Raw genomic sequence first — 17753 nt, 5'->3', positions numbered from 1 at the left:
GGCCCCTCACCGCCCCTGGTGGCCGGTGAGGGGCCATACGTACGGGCCCTCCGGGTCGTCCAGCCAGGCCCACTGGCGGCCCCGGTCGACGGTGAGGCCGAAGCGTTCCCGCCCGGGGCGGCCCTCCCCCTCCCAGAGGTTCATCGCCTCGTCCGCCCCGAGCGAGCCGCCCGCCAGCGTGAGCAGGAACGAGAAGAGGTCGTTCCCGGTCATCCGCCGGGCCGGACCACCGGTCCGCTCCGGAGTCCCGCGCAGCGGTACGAAGAACGCCGGGGTGTGCAGGAAGTGCCCCTCCGCCCGGCGTCCGCCCGCCGAATCCCGTACCCGGAGCGAGATCAGCCCGGTGGCGAACGGGGCCAGGACGCGCGCGTCCGGAGCGCACTGGGCGAGCCAGTCCTCGGGGATCAGCGGCAGGGTGCAGGTCGCGATGATCCGGTCGTACGGGCTCCGCCCGGGGCAGCCGCGCGCCCCGTCGCCGGTGACGACGGTGGGGCTGTATCCGGCGGCGGCGAGGTGGCGGCGGGCGGACTCGGTGATCTCCGGGTCGAGATCGACGGTGGTGACCGCCCGGTCACCGAGCCGGTGGGCGAGCAGGGCCGCGTTGTAGCCGGTGCCCGCGCCGATCTCCAGCACGCTCTGCCCGTCGCGCACGTCCAGTTCGTCGAGCATGAGCGCCATCAGGGAGGGCTGGCTGCTGGAGGAGACGAGCTCGCCGTCCTTCATCCGGGTGGCCAGCGGCCCGTCCGCGTACGCCCCGCGCAGCCACTGCTCGCGGCGTACGGGGTCGGCGTCCTCGCGCCAGAGACGCACGGCGCCGAGGAGACCGCCCTCGTAGTAGTACGGCACGAACAGGTGGCGCGGCACGTCCTCGAAGGCCGCGCGCCAGCCGAGGTCGCGCAGCCCGCCGCCGGCCACGATGAGCCGCACCATGGCCTGCCGGGCCGCGGCCCCCTCGGCTTCGAACGGATCACGCGTCTCGCGCGCTCGGGCACCCATGCCTCCACTCTCCTGCCGCGGTGCCCGGTGGGCGACCGGCGCGCGCCCGTCACGGGTGCGGGGCGGTCACGGGTGCCCGGCCCACCCCTCCGGGTACGGGCCCGCGGCGGCGTAGAGGGTCTCCCGCAAGCCCGACAGGGCCGACTCGCGGTCCTCTCGCCAGACGAGACGCAGACAGAGGTCGGGGAGGGGCAGGCCGAGGCGGACCAGGGCGCCGGTCCGGAGGCTGTCCGCGACCGCGAAGCGGGGCAGCAGCGAGATCCCCAGGCCGTGTTCGGCCCAGGCGCGCATCACCGGGACCCCGCCTGCCCGGATCCGCTCGGGCCCGGCGCCGAGAGCACGCTCCCCGGCCATCCAGAAGGAGCACTCGGGCACGTTGACCAGCAGCCGTACGCCGTCGAGGTCCGCCGGGGTCAGCGCCGTCCGCCCGGCCAGCGGGTGCCCGGGCGCCGCGACCAGGACGAGCGGGACCGGGTCGAGATCGACGAAGGCCAGGGGTTCGGCGGGCGGGGGGAAACCCAGTGCGCCGATCTCCTCGCCCGAGTCCAGGAGCAGGGCCGCGTCGAGGCGCCCCGCCACCACGTCGGCGAACAGCCCTTCGCGGGTGCGGTCGGAGCGCACGTCGACGTCGAGGCCGGGCCGCCGCTCGGCCAGCCGGGTGAGGATCAGCGGGACGTGCGAGCCGGCCAGGGTCTCCAGCGCGCCGAGCCTCAGGTTCCGGCGCCCGGTCCTGACGTCGTGGACGGCCTGTTCGGCGGTGTCGAGCAGGGAACGCGCCCAGCCTCGCATCCGCTGCCCCGCGGGAGTCAGCTCCATCCCTCCGGGACCCCGGACGAACAGGGTGACCCCGAGGGCCGTTTCGAGGGTGCGGATCTGTTGCGAGACCGACGAGGGGGCCAGCCCGAGCGCACCCGCCGCGCCGGTCACCGTCCGGTGCTCGACGACGGCGGCGAAGGACCTGAGTTGACGTAACTCCATGTCGGAGGAGAACCCGGCGGAGCGTTCGGAAATTCCGAACGCGGTGTGCGGGGCAGCCGGTGGAGCGCCCGCGCCGGAACGGCCAGAGTGAGCCGTCCGCCCCGACCCCCTGGAGGCCGTCCCCTCATGGCTGTCGTCAACCTGCCCGATTCACACGGCCGTTCCCTGCCGAGGAGATGGCGTGCCCTCGCGCTCACCGGCATCTCGCTGGGCTATTTCATGGTGCTCCTCGACACCACGGTGCTGTCGGTCGCCGAACCCGATCTCGCCTCCTCCCTGGCCACGTCGACGGCCGGACTCCAATGGGCGGTCACCGGTTACACCGTGGCCTTCGCGGCGCTGCTGCTCCCGGCGGGGGCGGCGGCCGACAAGTACGGTGCCGAGCGGCTCTTCCGGGGCGGCGTCGTGGTGTTCGTCCTCGCGTCGCTGCTCAGCTCCGTCGCCCCCGGCCTGACCACCCTGCTGGTGCTCCGGGCGCTCTCCGGCGCCGCCGCCGCGGCGTGCGTACCCGCCTCCATCGCGATGATCGGCCGGCTGTACCCGGAGCCCGCCGCGCGGGCACGCGCGGTCTCGGTGTGGGCCGCGGTCAGCGGTGCCGCCGTCGCGGCCGGCCCGATCGCCGGGGGCGCCCTCGTCGGGGCGGCCGGATGGCGCGCGGTGTTCCTGGTCAACGTGCCCGTCGGGGCGGTGGTCCTGGCCCTCACCCGGAGCCGTGCGTGGCGCTGTCCGCGCGGTGCCCGCGCCATCGACTGGCCGGCCCAGGTGGCGGCCGGTGCGGCGCTGGCATTGCTCACGGACGCGCTGATCGCCGCCGGGGCCCGCTCCTGGGGCCACGCGGCGGTGTCCTCGGTGGGATGCGTCGTCGCGACGCTGGCCTTCGTCGGACGCGAACGCCGTAGCCCGTCACCGGTGCTCGACCCCGTGCTGATCCGGTCCGCCCGGGTCCGGGCCGTCCTCCTGGCGGCGGCAGCCACCGGGTTCGCGCTGGCCGGCGCGCTCTTCGTACTGCCGCTGCTCCTCCAGGAGCAGCGCCACCTGAGCCCGCTGGAAACCGGGCTCGCGTTCCTTCCGCTGACCGTCCCCTTCGCCGCGAACCCGCCGCTGACCGGCCGGATCGTGGCGGCCAGGGGCCCCCGGCTCCCCGTCCTGACCGGCCTGTCCCTGCTGACCGCCGGTGGCGCCGCGCTCGCCGGCACCGTGCTCGCCGACGGGGACTCCTTCTGGCTCGCCCCGGGCCTGCTGCTCACCGGCTTCGGCATCTCCCTCGTGCTGCCGGCCGTCGTCGCGGCCGTCGTCGACGCCGCCCCGGTGGGCGGCGCGGGTGCCGCCGGTGGCCTGCTCAACGCGGTGCGCCAGGTCGGTGCCACCCTCGGCGTCGCCGTCATGGGAGCCACGGCGTCCTCGCACCCCGGGTGGTCCCTGCTGATGTCGGCCGGAGTCTGCGCACTCGCCGGGCTCGTCTTCGCCGCGGCGCGCCCCGCCGCGAGGCAGCGGTGACGGAGCCGGGGCCGGTGGCGGGGTACGTACCGCGCCGTGGACCGCGGGAACGGCCGGGGCCGGGAGGGTCCTAGGACCCCCGACCTCGGCCGGTACGTCTGCGACCATGGACGGGTGACAGAGAACCCGCACGACACGCTTCAGGAGCAGACCTTCTACGAGCAGGTCGGCGGCGAGGCGACTTTCCGGCGCCTGGTGCACCGCTTCTACGAAGGAGTGGCCGAGGACCCGCTGCTGCGGCCGATGTACCCGGAGGAGGACCTGGGCCCGGCCGAGGAGCGGTTCGCGCTCTTCCTGATGCAGTACTGGGGCGGCCCCCGGACGTACAGCGACCACCGTGGCCATCCCCGGCTGCGGATGCGGCACCAGCCCTTCCGGGTGGACCGGGCGGCGCACGACGCCTGGCTCGGACACATGCGGGTCGCCCTGGACGAGCAGGGGCTCTCGCCCGAGCACGAGCAGAAGCTGTGGTCCTACCTCACCTACGCGGCGGCATCGATGGTGAACACCGCCGACTGAACAACCGGCGTCCGGCGGCCCGCGCATGGTTCGGCGCCTTCAGCGCCGGCCGACGGACAGCTGGAGCGCCCCGAGGCTGCCGCTGCCCTCCGTACGCAGGGCGACGGAGCCGTACGGGCTCCGCAGGCGCAGCCAGGACCCCGCGGCCAGCAGGCCGACCGGCAGGTCCGGCTGGGGGCGGAGGAAGCCGAGCGACTGGGCGGCGTGCACGGCGCGCAGCGGGAGCGGGGTCCCGCCGACCGGCCGGGACCAGATCTCGCGGCCGATCAGATCGCGTTCGGCCCGGGTGCGACGGTCCTCGGGCAGCGCCTCGTCGCGCGTGCGGAACTCGCCGACCGCCGTGTTCAGCGCGGTGCGCAGCTCCTGCGGCCCCGGCAGCCCGGGGAGTTCGCGCCAGGGGCCGCGCGGCGGCAGCATGCCGGTCCACGGCGGTCCGGTCACGGGGCCGGGCAGGACTCCTGCCGCCCCCGTGGGGCTTTCAGGGTCGAGCGTCTCCAGGAACTCCCCCGCCGACACCGTGACGTCGAAGGTCTCAGGGCTCCCGGTACCGGCACCGGCCAGGCGTGCCGTACGGATCGCGAGCACGTCGAAGGACGGCGGGCGTCCGAACACGGCCAGCGCCCCGCCGGTCGCCTGGAGGCGGACGGCGGCGGCGCGGTCGTAGTGGAGCAGCCGACCGAGGAAGGCGGCGAGATCGGCCGCCTCCCTCGGATCGGCGAAGAGCACGGAGTGCGCGGGCATCGTCATGCCGCGGCGGGCTCCTGCTCCATGTACTCCTGGAGGAAGAGCTTCTCCTCGGCGGAGATCCGCCGGGGCCGCCCTTCCACCAGGTTGTAGGGCACGACGACCGTGGAGGCCCGCACGTACACCAGGTCCGCGTCCTTGATCTCGTACGCGATCGTCAGTGACGCCGCGCCGATCTTCGTGACCCAGGACTCGACGGTGACCGGCGCGTGGCGGTGGACCAGCGGCCGGAGGTAGTCGATCTCGTGACGGGCCACGACGGAACCGCCCGCGAAGGACGGCGAACCGTCCCCCGGCGCGAGCCGGAACATGAAGTCGATGCGCGCCTCCTCCAGGTAGCGGAGGAAGACCACGTTGTTGACGTGGCCGAAGGCGTCCATGTCCGACCAGCGGAGCGGGCAGGGGTAGAGGTGACGGGCCACGGTGATCAGCCCCGGGTGAGCTTCTTGTACGTGGCGCGGTGCGGGCGGGCCGCGTCCGCGCCGAGGCGCTCGACCTTGTTCTTCTCGTACGACTCGAAGTTGCCCTCGAACCAGTACCACTTGGAGTCGCCCTCGTACGCCAGGATGTGCGTGGCGACGCGGTCCAGGAACCAGCGGTCGTGGGAGATGACCACAGCGGCACCGGGGAACTCCAGCAGGGCGTTCTCCAGCGACGACAGGGTCTCGACGTCCAGGTCGTTGGTGGGCTCGTCGAGGAGCAGCAGGTTGCCGCCCTCCTTGAGCGTCAGCGCGAGGTTCAGGCGGTTGCGCTCACCACCGGAGAGGACACCGGCCGGCTTCTGCTGGTCCGGGCCCTTGAAGCCGAACGCGGAGACGTACGCCCGCGAGGGCATCTCGACCTGGCCGACGTTGATGTAGTCCAGCTCGTCCGAGACGACGGCCCAGAGGGTCTTCTTCGGGTCGATGTTGGCGCGGGACTGGTCGACGTACGAGATCTTGACCGTCTCGCCGATCTTGACCGTGCCGGAGTCCGGCGTCTCCAGGCCCTGGAGCATCTTGAACAGCGTGGTCTTGCCCGCGCCGTTCGGACCGATGATGCCCACGATGCCGTTGCGCGGCAGCGTGAACGACAGGTCGTCGATCAGGACCTTGTCGCCGAAGGCCTTCGAGAGGTGCTCGACCTCGACGACGATGGACCCGAGGCGCGGGCCCGGCGGGATCTGGATCTCCTCGAAGTCCAGCTTCCGCATCTTGTCGGCTTCGGCCGCCATCTCCTCGTAACGGGCGAGGCGGGCCTTGGACTTGGTCTGACGGCCCTTGGCGTTGGACCGGACCCACTCCAGCTCTTCCTTGAGCCGCTTGGCGCGCTTCTCGTCCTTGCGGCCCTCGACCTTGAGGCGAGTGGCCTTCTTGTCGAGGTACGTGGAGTAGTTGCCCTCGTACGGGAGCGCGCGGCCGCGGTCCAGTTCGAGGATCCACTCGGCGACGTTGTTGAGGAAGTACCGGTCGTGGGTGACGGCGACGACCGCACCCGCGTACTTCGAGAGGTGCTGCTCCAGCCAGTTCACCGACTCGGCGTCGAGGTGGTTGGTGGGCTCGTCGAGCAGCAGGAGGTCCGGGGCCTCGATGAGCAGCTTGCAGAGCGCCACGCGGCGCTTCTCGCCACCGGAGAGGTTGGTGACGGCCCAGTCGCCGGGCGGGCAGCCCAGGGCGTCCATGGCCTGCTCCAGCTGGGCGTCCAGGTCCCACGCGTTGGCGTGGTCCAGGTCCTCCTGGAGCTTGCCCATCTCGTCCAGCAGCGCGTCGGAGTAGTCGGTCGCCATGAGCTCGGCGACCTCGTTGAAGCGCTTCAGCTTGCCCATGATCTCGGCGGCGCCGTCCTGCACGTTCTGCAGGACGGTCTTCTCCTCGTCGAGCTTCGGCTCCTGCATGAGGATGCCGACGCTGAAGCCGGGCGAGAGGAAGGCATCACCGTTGGACGGCTGCTCCAGGCCGGCCATGATCTTGAGCACCGTGGACTTACCGGCGCCGTTGGGGCCGACGACACCGATCTTCGCGCCGGGCAGGAAGTTCAAGGTGACGTCATCCAGAATCACCTTGTCGCCGTGCGCCTTGCGCGTCTTGCGCATGGTGTAGATGTACTCAGCCAAGAGAAACCGTCCGGCAGCAATAGGGGTGGGAGCAGATACACCCCATCTTGCCTGACGACAAGCCCACGGGGGAAACCCGTCCCGCGCGGGGCCGCTGACCTGGGCGGCCGCAAAGGCGACATCCCCGGACGAGGCCACCGACGGACGCGAGCTCCCGACGCGGGGCGTCTCGGGGCCGACCCCGTTGGGGTCCAGGGGACGACCCCGGCGCGGCGCCGCACCGGGGGCCCCGGGCCGTGACCACGGGCCCGTACCCGGTCCCGCGCGGATTCGCCCGCGTACACACGAAGGCCCCGGCACCCCCTGGAATCCTGGGTGCCGGGGCCTTCGGCCGTACGGTCCTGCTGTTCGGCTCGACTACTCAGCCCAGCTGCTCAGCTGCTCAGCTGCTCAGCCACGGTGCGGCGCGCGCGGTGACCGTGCGCGCCCGGCCGTCACTGGCCGGCCGCGGCCGACTTCTTTCGGCGGAGGAAGAACACCGCTCCACCACCGAGGACGACGAGCGCGACGGCGACACCGGCGATGACCGGGGTGGCGCTGGAACCACCGGTGGCGGCGAGGTCGCCCTCACCACCGCCGGTCACGTCGCCGGCGGCGACGGTCGTGGCCGGGCTCGGCGAGGCGCCGGTCTGCGTGTCGGTGCCCTCGTCGCCGCCCGGAGCCGGGGTGGCCGCGGTGACGCAGTCGAGGACGCCCTTGAAGTTCTGCGAGAAGTCGTTGTCGACGCCGACGACCGTGATGTCGTACGACTTGTCCTCCCCGACGCCGACCGACGCGGTCTTCGAACCGCCGGGCTCAACGGTGTAAACGTCACCGGCCACCGCGAACGTGAACCTGAACGGCTGGTCACCGTTGTTGGTCACGGTGAAGTCGATGCGGTTGTCGGCGCAGTTCTTCTGCGCGGTCACCGCGGGAACCGGGCCCTTGGCGGCCCAGGTGGCGGCTGCCTGCGCGGAGACGACCGACTCGCTGGAGCCGGCCAGGATCTGAGTCTGACTGGTGGTCGTCACACCGGTGAAGACGCGGCCGACCGGAACCGAGGTGGTCGCCTGCACGGTGAGCGAGGCGGTGCCGTCCGTGGCGCCCTTCGGCACGTCGAAGTAGAGCTCGGTGCCATCGGTCGCCTTCGAGACGGGGTTGCCGTCCTTGTCGGTGATCTTGACGCCGCTGGCGACTGCGTCGGCCGGCGGGGCCACCGTGGCCTCGGCCGCGTCGGTGTGCACGGTGACCGGGCCGAGCAGGCCGCCGGCCTGGCCGGAGACGGCCGCCGGGCTCAGGGTCAGCGAGGCCTGGGGCTCGGTCGAGTCCTGGGCCTTGTCTTCGAGGTAGTCGGCGAGCTTCTCGGCGTCCTCGTTGACCGCGGTGACGTCGGCCTTGTCCGAGAAGCGCCAGATGGCGACCTGGGTGCCCGCGGCAGCGGTGCCCGCGGTGAGGGACTTGGCGCCGGACGCCTTCGCGAGCGAGGCGAGGTCGTCGACCTGCGGGTAGGAGTGCTCAAGGATCCAGCGGATACGGCCGGCGTCGGCGTTCTTGCCGAGCGAGGACTCCGCCCAGGGAGTCTCCTTGTACTCCGCGCTGCTCTGGGTGGGGTTGTGGATGTCGATGCAGTACGTCTTGAGCTTGCCGCCACCGTCGACGGTCATCTCGAAGAGACCGGCGGACACCGACTGGGTCCCCTTGTCCGTCTTGATCTTGGCGCCGTCGTACGTCTTCAGCCCGTCCAGGACGGCTACCGCGCCGCCCGGGTGCTGGGGTGCGGTGTCCTCGGCCGCCGCCGCGCCCGCGCCGACGAGGGCGCCCGCCGCGACGAGGCCGGTGACCAGTGCGGCGGAGGCCAGGCGGGTGAGCCCGTTGCCCCGCCCCCGCAGCGGTCGGCGCGTGCCCGAACCGGCGCCGAGGGCCGGGCCGTTCGCTATGCCGGAATCTTCAAGCGCTGAAATCTCAGAAAAAGCAGAAGTCACAGAATTCCCCTCCGGGGCGGGACCCTCGCGCTCGGTGCGCGTGTGGGGAGTGCCCCGCCGACAGACTCAAGTGCCCATGAGTACGGGGGAATCCTATGGAGGGGGGTGCAAACCGCTCCCCTGTCTTGCTCTCGCACAACCATTCCGAATCGCAATCGTTATCACCGCCACTCCCGCCCCGAGGAGCACGGCGAAAACCATCAGCACCCCGTCACCAGGTGCTCACCGAGCGCGTGTCAAGGTTGTCAAGATGTCGACATGACGCCTACAGGCCCTTTCTGACGGACCGTCCGGGCCCCTGACCCGTCTCCCGCACACGGCGGTCCGGTCGCCCTCGTACGGGCTGGTGGCCCGCCGGCGGGCTGCCTCTCCCAGGACGGGCCGTCACCTGCGGATTCGCTCGCGAAAACCGGACCGTCCTCGTCCCCTCCTCCTGGTCCCGCCGCCCTTCCTCCTGCCCGGTCTCCCGGGCCTCCCGGGCCCGCCCCGGAGCCCTTGCCCGCACCCGTCCCTGCGCCCGTCCCTGCGTCCATCTCCGTGCCGAACGGCGGCTCACGTCGTACCGACCGCCGGAAGGCCGCGGAGCCGCGGCTCAGGTCGTGGCCCACCGCGACCGCCTCGACGTCCACGAACGTCTTTCGCGCGCCGTCGCGTTCCTCCTCCCGTACCTTCAGCCGGCCGTGCACCAGCAGGGGTTCGCCCACGGAGACCGAGGCCGCCACGTTCGACGCGAGGCTCCGCCACGCCCACACCGTGTAGAAGCTCGTGTGCCCGTCGGCCCAGAGCTGTTTCTCCCGGTCCCAGCGGCGCGGCGTCACGGCGAGGCGGAACCGGGCCATCCCGCCCGAGGCCGTCTCCCGGAAGTCCACCCCCGTAGCGGCGTTGCCGACCAACGTCACCAAGGTCTCGTTCATGTCCTGTCCCCCGTGTTCGCTTCCTGTGTGTACGGACAGCCGCCCGCGTACCGGACAGTCGCCCGCGCGCGAGCAGCCCTCCGTGCACGAGCGGCCCCCTCCGTCCGGGCGGCCTGTCCGGCAGCACTGCCCGTCCGAGCAGCCCTGCCGTCCGAGCAGCCCTGCCGGACCGGTCGGCACCGCCGCGCGCGGGACCGTCCTCGCGCGAGCGGGCCCGGAACGCGGGAGAGCCCCGCGCGCCGGTGGGCTCGCGAGGCTCTCCCGCACCCCGTCCTGCCGCCTCCCGTCACCGGACCGATTGCGGACCGGTGCTGGTCCCTGTCCGACCAGGACTCCATGCTGGACGAGGTGAGGCGATCCTGCCGGGGCCTGTGGACTACCCGCCGGTTGTGGAAAACTCCGTCACCGCCCCGTACCGCTCGCGCACTTCGCGGTAGCGGGCGAGTTCGGCGGCGACCGGATCGAGGACCCTGGCGCGACCGCATCCGGCCGCCGCGTCCCGCAACCGCCTCTCGATCTCCTGCCCGTACCGTCGCGCCGGTCCCCGCGCGGCGGCAGCGCACGCCCACTCCACCAGCGGTCCGCCGACGACTCCCGCGAGCATCACGAGCGCGGGAACGATCAGTCCTGGTTCCAGAACGCCGGCGATCTGGCCGACCAGCCACAGCCCGCCGAAGATCTGCAGCAGGGTCATGGACGCCTGGACCACCACCGCCGCCGGCCACCACCTGGGGCGCGCAGGCCTGGCGGGGCGGCCCGCGAGTACGGGCGTACCCTGGGCGCCGCCGGCTCCGGTCTCCGTACCGGCCCCCCGGGAACGGCTCCGTCCGAACCTGCCGGGGCCGCGGCCCCGGCCGGCGCCACGCCACCTTCCCTTTCCGGGGACTCCCGCGCCGTGTCCCGTACCGCTCTCCGCATCGCTTCCCGTGTCGCCGCCGGCCTTCCGGCCACGGGCGGGAGCGGCCGAACCCGCCTTCTCCGCCAGTTCGTCCAGTGCCTCGGACAGCCCCTTCGACCCGTTGTACGCGGCTTCGCGCACGGCCTGCGCCCACGGGTCCGGGAGCCCCGCGGCGGCGTCGTCCGCCACGATCCGCACCGCCTGCTCGACCCGCTGCCGCGCGGTCGCCTGCTCCTCCTCGCGCGGCGGTGCGAGGACCTGGCCCATCCGTTCCAGGCCTCCGAGCCTGCGCGTCGACTCGTACCAGCGCCAGAGCCGCAGCCATGGAGTGCCACAAGCCCGGCCCGCGTTACGGCGCCACTCCCGCTCGGCCGCCTGCCCGGCCGCCGAAGCTCCGACCGCGTCGGCGAGCCGGTCGGTGAACTCCTCCCGCGCCCGCTCGCCCAACCCGGGCCGCCCCTGCGCGACGTACACCGGGCGCAGCCGCGCGGCGGCGGCGTCCACGTCGGCGGAGAGCCGGCGCTGTGCGGCCGCACGTTCCTGCACGAACTTGCCCAGCAGCTCACGCAGTTCGCCCACTCCATCGCCGGTGAGAGCGGACAGGGCGAGCACGGTGGCGCCGGGGTCGCCGTGCTCACCCACCGCCATGCCGTCCTCGTCGAGCAGCCTGCGCAGATCGTCGAGGACCAGGTCGGCGGCCTCGCCGGGCAGCCGGTCGATCTGGTTGAGCACGACGAAGCTGACTTCCGCGTGTCCGGCCAGCGGGCGCAGATAGCGCTCGTGCAGGGCCGCGTCGCCGTACTTCTCCGGGTCCACGACCCAGACCACCGCGTCCACCAGCGCGAGGACCCGGTCCACCTGCTCCCGGTGCCCGGCAGCCGCCGAGTCGTGGTCGGGGAGGTCCACCAGGACGAGTCCCTGGAGCGCCGGGTCGGCCCCCGCCGTCCCCGGCTGCGGCCTGCGTCGGAGCCGGCCCGGGATCGCCAGGCGGTCGAGGAGGCCGGCCGCCCCGTCCGTCCAACTGCACGCGATCGGGGAGGAGGTGGTCGGCCGCCGTACACCGGTGTCGGAGATCTGGGCTCCGGCGAGGGCGTTGAACAGGGAGGACTTCCCGCTCCCCGTCGCTCCGGCGAGCGCGACCACGGTGTGCCGGGAGGAGAGCCGCTGCCGCGCGGCGGACTCCTCGAGTACCCGGCCGGCCTCGGCGAGCGCCCCCTGGTCGAGCCGTGCGCGGGAGAGACCGACCAGCTCGCGCAGCGCTTCGAGTCGCGGCCGGAGCGTACCGCCGGACGGTACGTACGCCTCCACCTCGGGTCCGGGTTCGTCCTCCGGCACCGCCCGCCCAGGGTCGTGGCCCTTGGTCCGGGAGGCCGCGGCCCGCCGTGCGATCAGCCCGTCGTCCCAGTGGGAGGGCAGGCCCGAGGGGGTGACGGCGGTGTCCTGCGGGTCCGGCTCGCCGGCGGATCGGAGTACGGCGGGCTCGTCCGGCCCGCCCCGCTCACCCGTCGGTCCCGGCACGCCGCCCCGCTCTCCGGGCGCCTCCGCCGACCCGGGCGCGTCCGCGTTCCGGGCCGTGCGTCCGGCGCCCGGGACCTTCGGGTCACCGGCTGTCGAGGCACCGCCGGGGCGGGCCATCGGGCTGGAGGCCTCCGAGCCGCCATCGGGCTCCTCCGGCACCCTCACCTCGGTCCCCCCACCGCTCGCGTCCGCCTCGACCCGCCGCCGGACCCCATGCTCCCGGTCCTGATCGCCTCGTCCCCGGCCCCGATCGCCCTGTTCCCGGGCCCGATCACCTTCCTCCGGGCCCTGATCGCCCTGTTCACGGTCCTGATCCACGACGGCAGTCATCGCTGCCTCCTCTCCCTCTGCAGCACGGACAGTGCGGCGATCAGCTCTGCTTGCGGTTCGGGGGCGATGTCGAGCGCGTCGAGCGGGGCGAGCCGCCGTTCCCGCTCCACCCGCAGCACCTGTTCCAGATAACTGGTGAGGAGAGACCCGCCCTTGTCCCGCAACCGCAGGGCGCCCTGGGCGCCGATGCGTTCGGCGAGCTGCTCCCCGGCGCTACGGGCGCGGCGACCGCCGAGCAGGGCGGCGGCGAGCAGCGCGGCGACGGTCTCCGAATCCGGCGCGACACTGCGGTCGAGCCGGCCCACCTCTTCCTCGGCCAGCTCTTCGACGACACGCCGCCACCGGCGTACCGCCACCGCGATCCGCCCTTCGACGTCCTCCGCCGGGCCCCAGCCGCCGCTCTCCTTGCCGGAGCTCTCGAAGCGGAACGCCGCCGCCGCCGGATCACGCCGCCAGGTCGTACGGATCTTCTCGTCGGCGGCGGCGACGGCGCACTGGATCAACGCGACCAGGCTCTCCACCAGCGCTTCCAGCACCTCGCAGGCCGAGCTGTCCAGCGGGTACCCACGCCAGCGCGTCCGGGCGTCGCCCGCAAGTACGGCCCCGTTTCCAAGCCGGCGGCGGATGCGCTCGGCCTCCTTCTCGTACGCGTCCTCGACCGCTCCGGTCAGCCTGACGGCCGCCGCGTACTGCTGGGCGACGGCCCCGGCCAGGGCGGGCATCCGCACGTTCAGCGAGTCGATGACCCCGGACGCCGTACGCCCCACGGCCTGCTGGCGGGCGGCGGGGTCCTGGGCCCGGTGGGTGAGCCAGGCGCGCAGCGGAGCTACGGCCGTGGTGGGCAGCAGCCCACTGGCGCCGCCCGCCGACTCGGGCAGCTCGGGGATGGTGAAGCGGGGTACGTCCCCGAGCCCGGCCCGGGTCATCAGCGCCGCGTACTGGCGGGACACCTCCCCGACCACCTGATGCGGCACCCGGTCGAGGACGCTGACCAGCGAAGCGTCGTACTCCTTCGCCGTACGCAGCATGTGCCAGGGCACCGCGTCGGCATACCGGGATGCCGTGGTCACCATCACCCACACGTCGGCCGCGCAGATGAGTTCGGCGGCGAGGACCCGGTTGCGTTCGACGAGGGAGTCGATGTCGGGGGCGTCCAGCAGCGCGAGCCCGCGCGGCAGACTCATCGCCGTCTCGATCCGCAGTTCCTGTGCCGCCCCGCGAGCCCGTCCGGCACCCGCCTCCTCGATCCCGTCCGCCCCGGCCCCCCGCCCCGGCGGCAGCCAGACCCGGACCAGCTCCGGCAACACCCGTACGTCCGCGAACCAGTGGTGGTCGTCCGGGTGACAGACCAGCACCGGCGTCCGGGTCGTCGGCCGCAGCACCCCCGCCTCGCTGACCCGGCACCCGACGAGCGAGTTGACCAACGTGGACTTCCCCGCCCCGGTGGACCCGCCGATCACCGCGAGCAGCGGCGCCTCGGGAGCCCTGAGCCGGGGCAGCAGGTAGTCGTCGAGCTGCGCGAGGAGTTCGGCCCTGGTCTGACGTGCCCGCTCCGACCCGGGCAGCGGTAGTGGCAGACGCACGGCAGCGACACGGTCGCGCAGGACGGAGAGTGCGTCGATGAGCTGAGGCCGTACATCCAAGGTCACCACATGCGAAGAATGCCCGCTTTAGGTGGCTTTTTGAAGCGTATGGGTACCCGTGCGCGGCGGATCCACTCCGAGAGCAGCGGCGACCCGCACAGCGCGGGCATAACGAGTGCACAACACCCGCGCGATCCGGCCCGAAAACCGGTGCGCGATCCGCACCCAGCTGCGATTATCGGTTCGCTTCACCGAACCTCCACAAGGTGCCACGCAGGCGAAGCAACCGGGACACCGCGACAAGAGCCCTATCCTTGTCCGGGCACGGCCAGGGACTCCCTCACCACAGGACCCCCGTCCGCCACGGCCCACACCCGGCCCCCGTAGCTCAGTGGATAGAGCAGGCGCCTTCTAAGCGCTTGGCCGCAGGTTCGAGTCCTGCCGGGGGCACTGCCGAGAGCCCTCCCCATCGGGAGGGCTTTTCGCTGGTCAGGGCGGGTTTCGGTGGGGGCGGCGAAGCCCCGGCATCCCCCTCTGCGATCAAGGTCGGACACCGGGGCTGTACGGCTGTCACCGGGTTTTTGCGGGTGGCTGAGTCGAATACGAGTCGAAGTTTTCGGCGAACGGTCAACCAGCGTCCGGCGGCTCCGGGAGGTCCCCCGCCGCTTCGAGCCGCCTCTTGAGATCGGGAAGTTGCCCTTCCACGCACCGCGCGTAGGTGGCCAGAAGCACCGGAACACTGTTGCCCGCCCAGTCCGCGACCTGGGCCGGCGGAACGCCGTCATTCAGCCACTTCGTCAGGCGCGTGTGCCGGTTGTCGTACACCCGCCGCCCGGTGGGCGATTCGATGACGTGCGGAGCCAACACCGCCTCGCGCGCACTCCGCCAAGCCCGCCGGATCACCGAGCCCGCGAGGACGCCGCCCGTCTCACCCTGGAAGAGCAGATCACCGGGCTGGAGGTCTTCGTCCTCGATGTGCTGACGGAGGACTCGCGTCAGGGCGGGGTGCCCCGGAACCGTGCGCGTCTCGCCCTCGGCCCGGCCTTTGAGGTCGCGTTCCTCGTGGATCTTGCCGGTGTCGGTCCACTGCTTGCCCACTTCCGGTGTGGCCATGTGGATCAGCAGTTCACACCACTGGTCGGCGGCACCGAGCGTAGGCAGCGACACGTCCTTGACCCGCATGGCCGCAGCCTCTTCGGGGCGCAGACCGCAGTAGTACAAGGTCGCGAAGAACGCGTGCAGTCGCTTCCCACCGCGAGGCCGCCGCCGTATCCAGTCTAGGAGCGCCGCCGCCTGATCGGGGTTCATCAACGACCGCTTGTCCACGGCGTTCGTGGTCTTGGCGACAGCCGTCGCGTCCTTCCCTTTGGGGAGCGGGTTGGCCCGCAGAACGCGCCGTCGGATCGCGTACTTCATGACGACGTTGAGGATGCGGCGGTGACGCTTGCGGGACCAGGCGGCGGCTTGCTTGCCGTCAAGGCGCGTGTCGACGGCTCGTAGAACCTCATCTACCTTGCCGGGGTCTTCCCAAGTCGAGACGGGCAGCGAGTTCCGCTCCACCCATCGGAGGATGGTCTCCACGTCGTCAGGGGCCGTACTCCGCCGGTTCGTGTTGAACGCCCACTCACGGAGTGCGGTACGCACCGCCACCGGCTCGAACTGGGCAGGCCGGGTGCGGAGAAGCGCGACGGTGGTCGCGGTCAACGTCTTCGCGAGGTTCTTCCGGCTGTTGCCGCCGAGTTGGGACCAGCGCGCGTCCACGTACTCGACAGCGAAGGCGTACCAGCTCACAGCGGCGGACTTCGAACGGTGAGAGACGGGCAGGCCCGTCGCGATGACGAACGCCTCGCCCTTGCCCGTCGCCGTGATGAGTCCGGAACGGAAGCCCTCGGCCAGGGCAACGGTGTCGAACGTCTCGCGCCAGCGCTTCCCTGCCACCTCCCAGCGCACGGTGTAGGTGGTCTTCCGGGCGCCCTTATAGGAGATGATCTTGATGACCTTGACGTCGTACGTCGTCTCCATCAGGCGGCGTCCTCACGGTCGTCAAGCCAGTGGTCGAGGTCGAGCCGTCGAATCCTCAGGTCGCCGTTCGGGAGCTTGATGCAGCGGGGCGCCCGGTGCTTGGCACGCCAGTCGTAGAAGGTCGAGCGCGAGACGGCCAGTTCGTCACAGACCTCGGCCAGGGTGAGCAGCGTGGTGCGGGACCGGACGGCGGTGGTCATGACCCGCTCCCTTCGCTCCGGAGCGCGTCGCGGGCCGTCTCCCGGTTGAGCTGGAGGTCCCGGGCGATGGTGGCGGCGAGTGCGGCCTCGCCCGGGGTGTGGCCGTGGCCGGCGTACTGCCAGTCGGTCAGGACGAGGACGGTGTCCGGCTCCCGGTCGTCGAAGTCGAGGACGGGTGCTTCCTGAGCGGCGCGGTAGTCGGCGCGAGCCTGACGGAGGGCGCCGAGGGTGGTCGAGTACGTACGCGACTTGGACGAGAAGTGCCCGCGGAAGCCGAGCATGTGCGCCCACGCCCAGATACGTCGGTCCGGGTAGAGCGGGTCCAGATCGCGGCAGGCGACGATGAGGCGTCGGGCGTGGTCCGGGACCCCGTAGCGGTCGAGTTCGGAGAGCTCGCCGATGCGGCGGTCCAGGGTGCCGGTGTTCTCCGCGGCCTTGGTGGCGTACTTCGCCACGTAGGAGGCGACGGCCTGCTCGCTGAGATCAGAGCCGCCGTCGAAGGCTTTCACCGGGCGCACGTCGAGCTGTCGGCCCCATCGGAAGGTACGGGCAGGCTGGTCGCCGGAAGCGGGGAGCGAGACCGAGGTGTACGCATGCGCGGCTGCGGAACGTATCGCCTCGGTCAGGAGCGCGACCGTGGCCCACGCGGGCGGAGGCGTCCCCGGACCGGTCGGCCCGTCGAGGCGCACGACGGCATGGAAGTGCAGGGCGCCGCGCTTCTGGAACTCGGCGACCTTGCCGTACGAGAGGCGGACGTGGGCGGCGAGTTCGCTTCGCGGCAGGCCGGCGCGGGCGGCGAGTTCGCGGCGGAGCCGGGTGGTGAAGCGCTGCCAGAGCTGTCCGGCGAGGTTGTTGAAGAGCACGGCGCCCGCGTAGTCGTAGGTGTCGGGGGCGAGGGCCGTTCCCAACTCCGGTGCGTTGAGCGCATGGTGGGCGCCGCAGCGGCAGGCGCCGTGACCGGGGCGGTTGTGGACCGGGCCGAACGAGGGAGCCGTGAGGGTAGCGAAGACGCGCGGGTGGTCGCGGACGCTCGCCGGGATGTCTCGGCGGTCGTCCCCGGCCAGTCCGGCGCGGATCAGGTGGTAGGTGTCGCCCGCGTAGGTCCACGCGCAGGAGGGGCAGCGGGACGCGCGGCGGTTTCCGCAGGCGATGCGGAGGCGTCCGCCCGGTTCCCCCGCGGTCGAGTAGTGGTGCAGGCTCTCGCCGGTGGTCTTGTCCTTGTGGAGGACCCAGCCGTTCAGATGGACCGGGTCGGCGCAGCCGCCGGTGCGGCGGACCTGCTCCTCCCAGCGGGTGTAGTCGTCGGCCGAGGCCGCCCGGAGCACGTCGCCGAGAACGATCGGGTCGAACGGTCGGACAGTTGTGGGCGCATTCTTCGCCGTGGATGAGGCCCGGTGGGGCATGCTGAAGGTTCCTTCCGGTTGCGAGATCGGACGGGTACGGCTCCCGGGCGGCGGATGCTTGGCGGTATCAGAGCCGCCCGGGGCCGGTCAGACGTGGC

Annotated in this window: 13 protein-coding genes, 1 tRNA gene and 1 pseudogene; 3 read left to right on the top strand and 12 right to left on the bottom strand. The window is 72.4% G+C overall.

The window, feature by feature from the left end:
* Nucleotides 1-6: 6 nt before the first annotated feature.
* Complete coding sequence (locus tag ACFWEP_RS05940; RefSeq protein ID WP_387366177.1) at nucleotides 7-996, bottom strand: methyltransferase domain-containing protein; 990 nt, start codon at nucleotides 994-996, stop codon at nucleotides 7-9.
* Nucleotides 997-1062: 66 nt separating this feature from the next.
* Nucleotides 1063-1974, bottom strand: a complete 912-nt coding sequence (locus tag ACFWEP_RS05935; RefSeq protein WP_387366174.1) for a LysR family transcriptional regulator — start codon at nucleotides 1972-1974, stop codon at nucleotides 1063-1065.
* Nucleotides 1975-2100: 126 nt separating this feature from the next.
* On the opposite strand from ACFWEP_RS05935, the gene ACFWEP_RS05930 reads away from it, so the two are divergent.
* On the top strand, nucleotides 2101-3471 hold the full coding sequence (locus ACFWEP_RS05930) for an MFS transporter (protein ID WP_387366171.1): 1371 nt from the start codon (nucleotides 2101-2103) through the stop codon (nucleotides 3469-3471).
* A 114-nt stretch (nucleotides 3472-3585) separates the two neighbouring features.
* Complete coding sequence (locus ACFWEP_RS05925) at nucleotides 3586-3990, top strand: globin (protein ID WP_387366168.1); 405 nt, start codon at nucleotides 3586-3588, stop codon at nucleotides 3988-3990.
* A gap of 39 nt (nucleotides 3991-4029) precedes the next feature.
* Here ACFWEP_RS05925 and ACFWEP_RS05920 read toward each other — a convergent pair whose 3' ends face one another.
* The 7 genes and pseudogenes from ACFWEP_RS05920 to ACFWEP_RS05890 form a co-directional block, all read right to left on the bottom strand.
* A complete protein-coding gene (locus ACFWEP_RS05920) occupies nucleotides 4030-4737 on the bottom strand; it encodes a hypothetical protein (RefSeq protein ID WP_387366165.1) in 708 nt (235 codons plus the stop codon).
* On the bottom strand, nucleotides 4734-5156 hold the full coding sequence (locus ACFWEP_RS05915; protein WP_266704383.1) for a thioesterase family protein: 423 nt from the start codon (nucleotides 5154-5156) through the stop codon (nucleotides 4734-4736). Before ACFWEP_RS05915 ends, ACFWEP_RS05920 begins: the two co-directional genes overlap by 4 nt.
* A gap of 5 nt (nucleotides 5157-5161) precedes the next feature.
* Nucleotides 5162-6826, bottom strand: coding sequence for an energy-dependent translational throttle protein EttA (gene ettA, locus ACFWEP_RS05910; RefSeq protein WP_387366161.1), 1665 nt, complete (start codon nucleotides 6824-6826; stop codon nucleotides 5162-5164).
* Nucleotides 6827-7260: 434 nt separating this feature from the next.
* Nucleotides 7261-8787, bottom strand: a complete 1527-nt coding sequence (locus tag ACFWEP_RS05905; RefSeq protein ID WP_387366158.1) for a Cys-Gln thioester bond-forming surface protein — start codon at nucleotides 8785-8787, stop codon at nucleotides 7261-7263.
* A 548-nt stretch (nucleotides 8788-9335) separates the two neighbouring features.
* Nucleotides 9336-9701, bottom strand: a pseudogene (locus ACFWEP_RS05900) (single-stranded DNA-binding protein); the annotation flags it as partial.
* Nucleotides 9702-10077: 376 nt separating this feature from the next.
* On the bottom strand, nucleotides 10078-12447 hold the full coding sequence (locus ACFWEP_RS05895) for a GTPase (RefSeq protein ID WP_387366155.1): 2370 nt from the start codon (nucleotides 12445-12447) through the stop codon (nucleotides 10078-10080).
* Entirely contained in the window at nucleotides 12444-14090 is a 1647-nt protein-coding gene (locus ACFWEP_RS05890) for an ATP-binding protein (protein WP_387366180.1), read from the bottom strand. Before ACFWEP_RS05890 ends, ACFWEP_RS05895 begins: the two co-directional genes overlap by 4 nt.
* A gap of 317 nt (nucleotides 14091-14407) precedes the next feature.
* On the opposite strand from ACFWEP_RS05890, the gene ACFWEP_RS05885 reads away from it, so the two are divergent.
* Nucleotides 14408-14480, top strand: a tRNA-Arg gene (locus ACFWEP_RS05885).
* Between the two features lie 177 nt (nucleotides 14481-14657).
* On the opposite strand, the gene ACFWEP_RS05880 is transcribed toward ACFWEP_RS05885, so the two are convergent.
* The 3 genes from ACFWEP_RS05880 to repSA are packed head-to-tail and all read right to left on the bottom strand — an operon-like array spanning nucleotide 14658 to nucleotide 17655.
* Entirely contained in the window at nucleotides 14658-16052 is a 1395-nt protein-coding gene (locus tag ACFWEP_RS05880; RefSeq protein WP_387366152.1) for a tyrosine-type recombinase/integrase, read from the bottom strand.
* Nucleotides 16052-16252, bottom strand: a complete 201-nt coding sequence (locus ACFWEP_RS05875) for a helix-turn-helix domain-containing protein (protein ID WP_328721633.1) — start codon at nucleotides 16250-16252, stop codon at nucleotides 16052-16054. Before ACFWEP_RS05875 ends, ACFWEP_RS05880 begins: the two co-directional genes overlap by 1 nt.
* On the bottom strand, nucleotides 16249-17655 hold the full coding sequence (gene repSA / locus ACFWEP_RS05870; RefSeq protein WP_387366148.1) for a replication initiator protein RepSA: 1407 nt from the start codon (nucleotides 17653-17655) through the stop codon (nucleotides 16249-16251). Before repSA ends, ACFWEP_RS05875 begins: the two co-directional genes overlap by 4 nt.
* Between the last annotated feature and the right edge of the window lie 98 nt (nucleotides 17656-17753).

The sequence above is a fragment of the Streptomyces sp. NPDC060198 genome (assembly GCF_042728415.1).
Taxonomy (GTDB): Bacteria; Actinomycetota; Actinomycetes; order Streptomycetales; family Streptomycetaceae; genus Streptomyces.
This window is presented reverse-complemented; position numbering and strand designations above follow the sequence as displayed.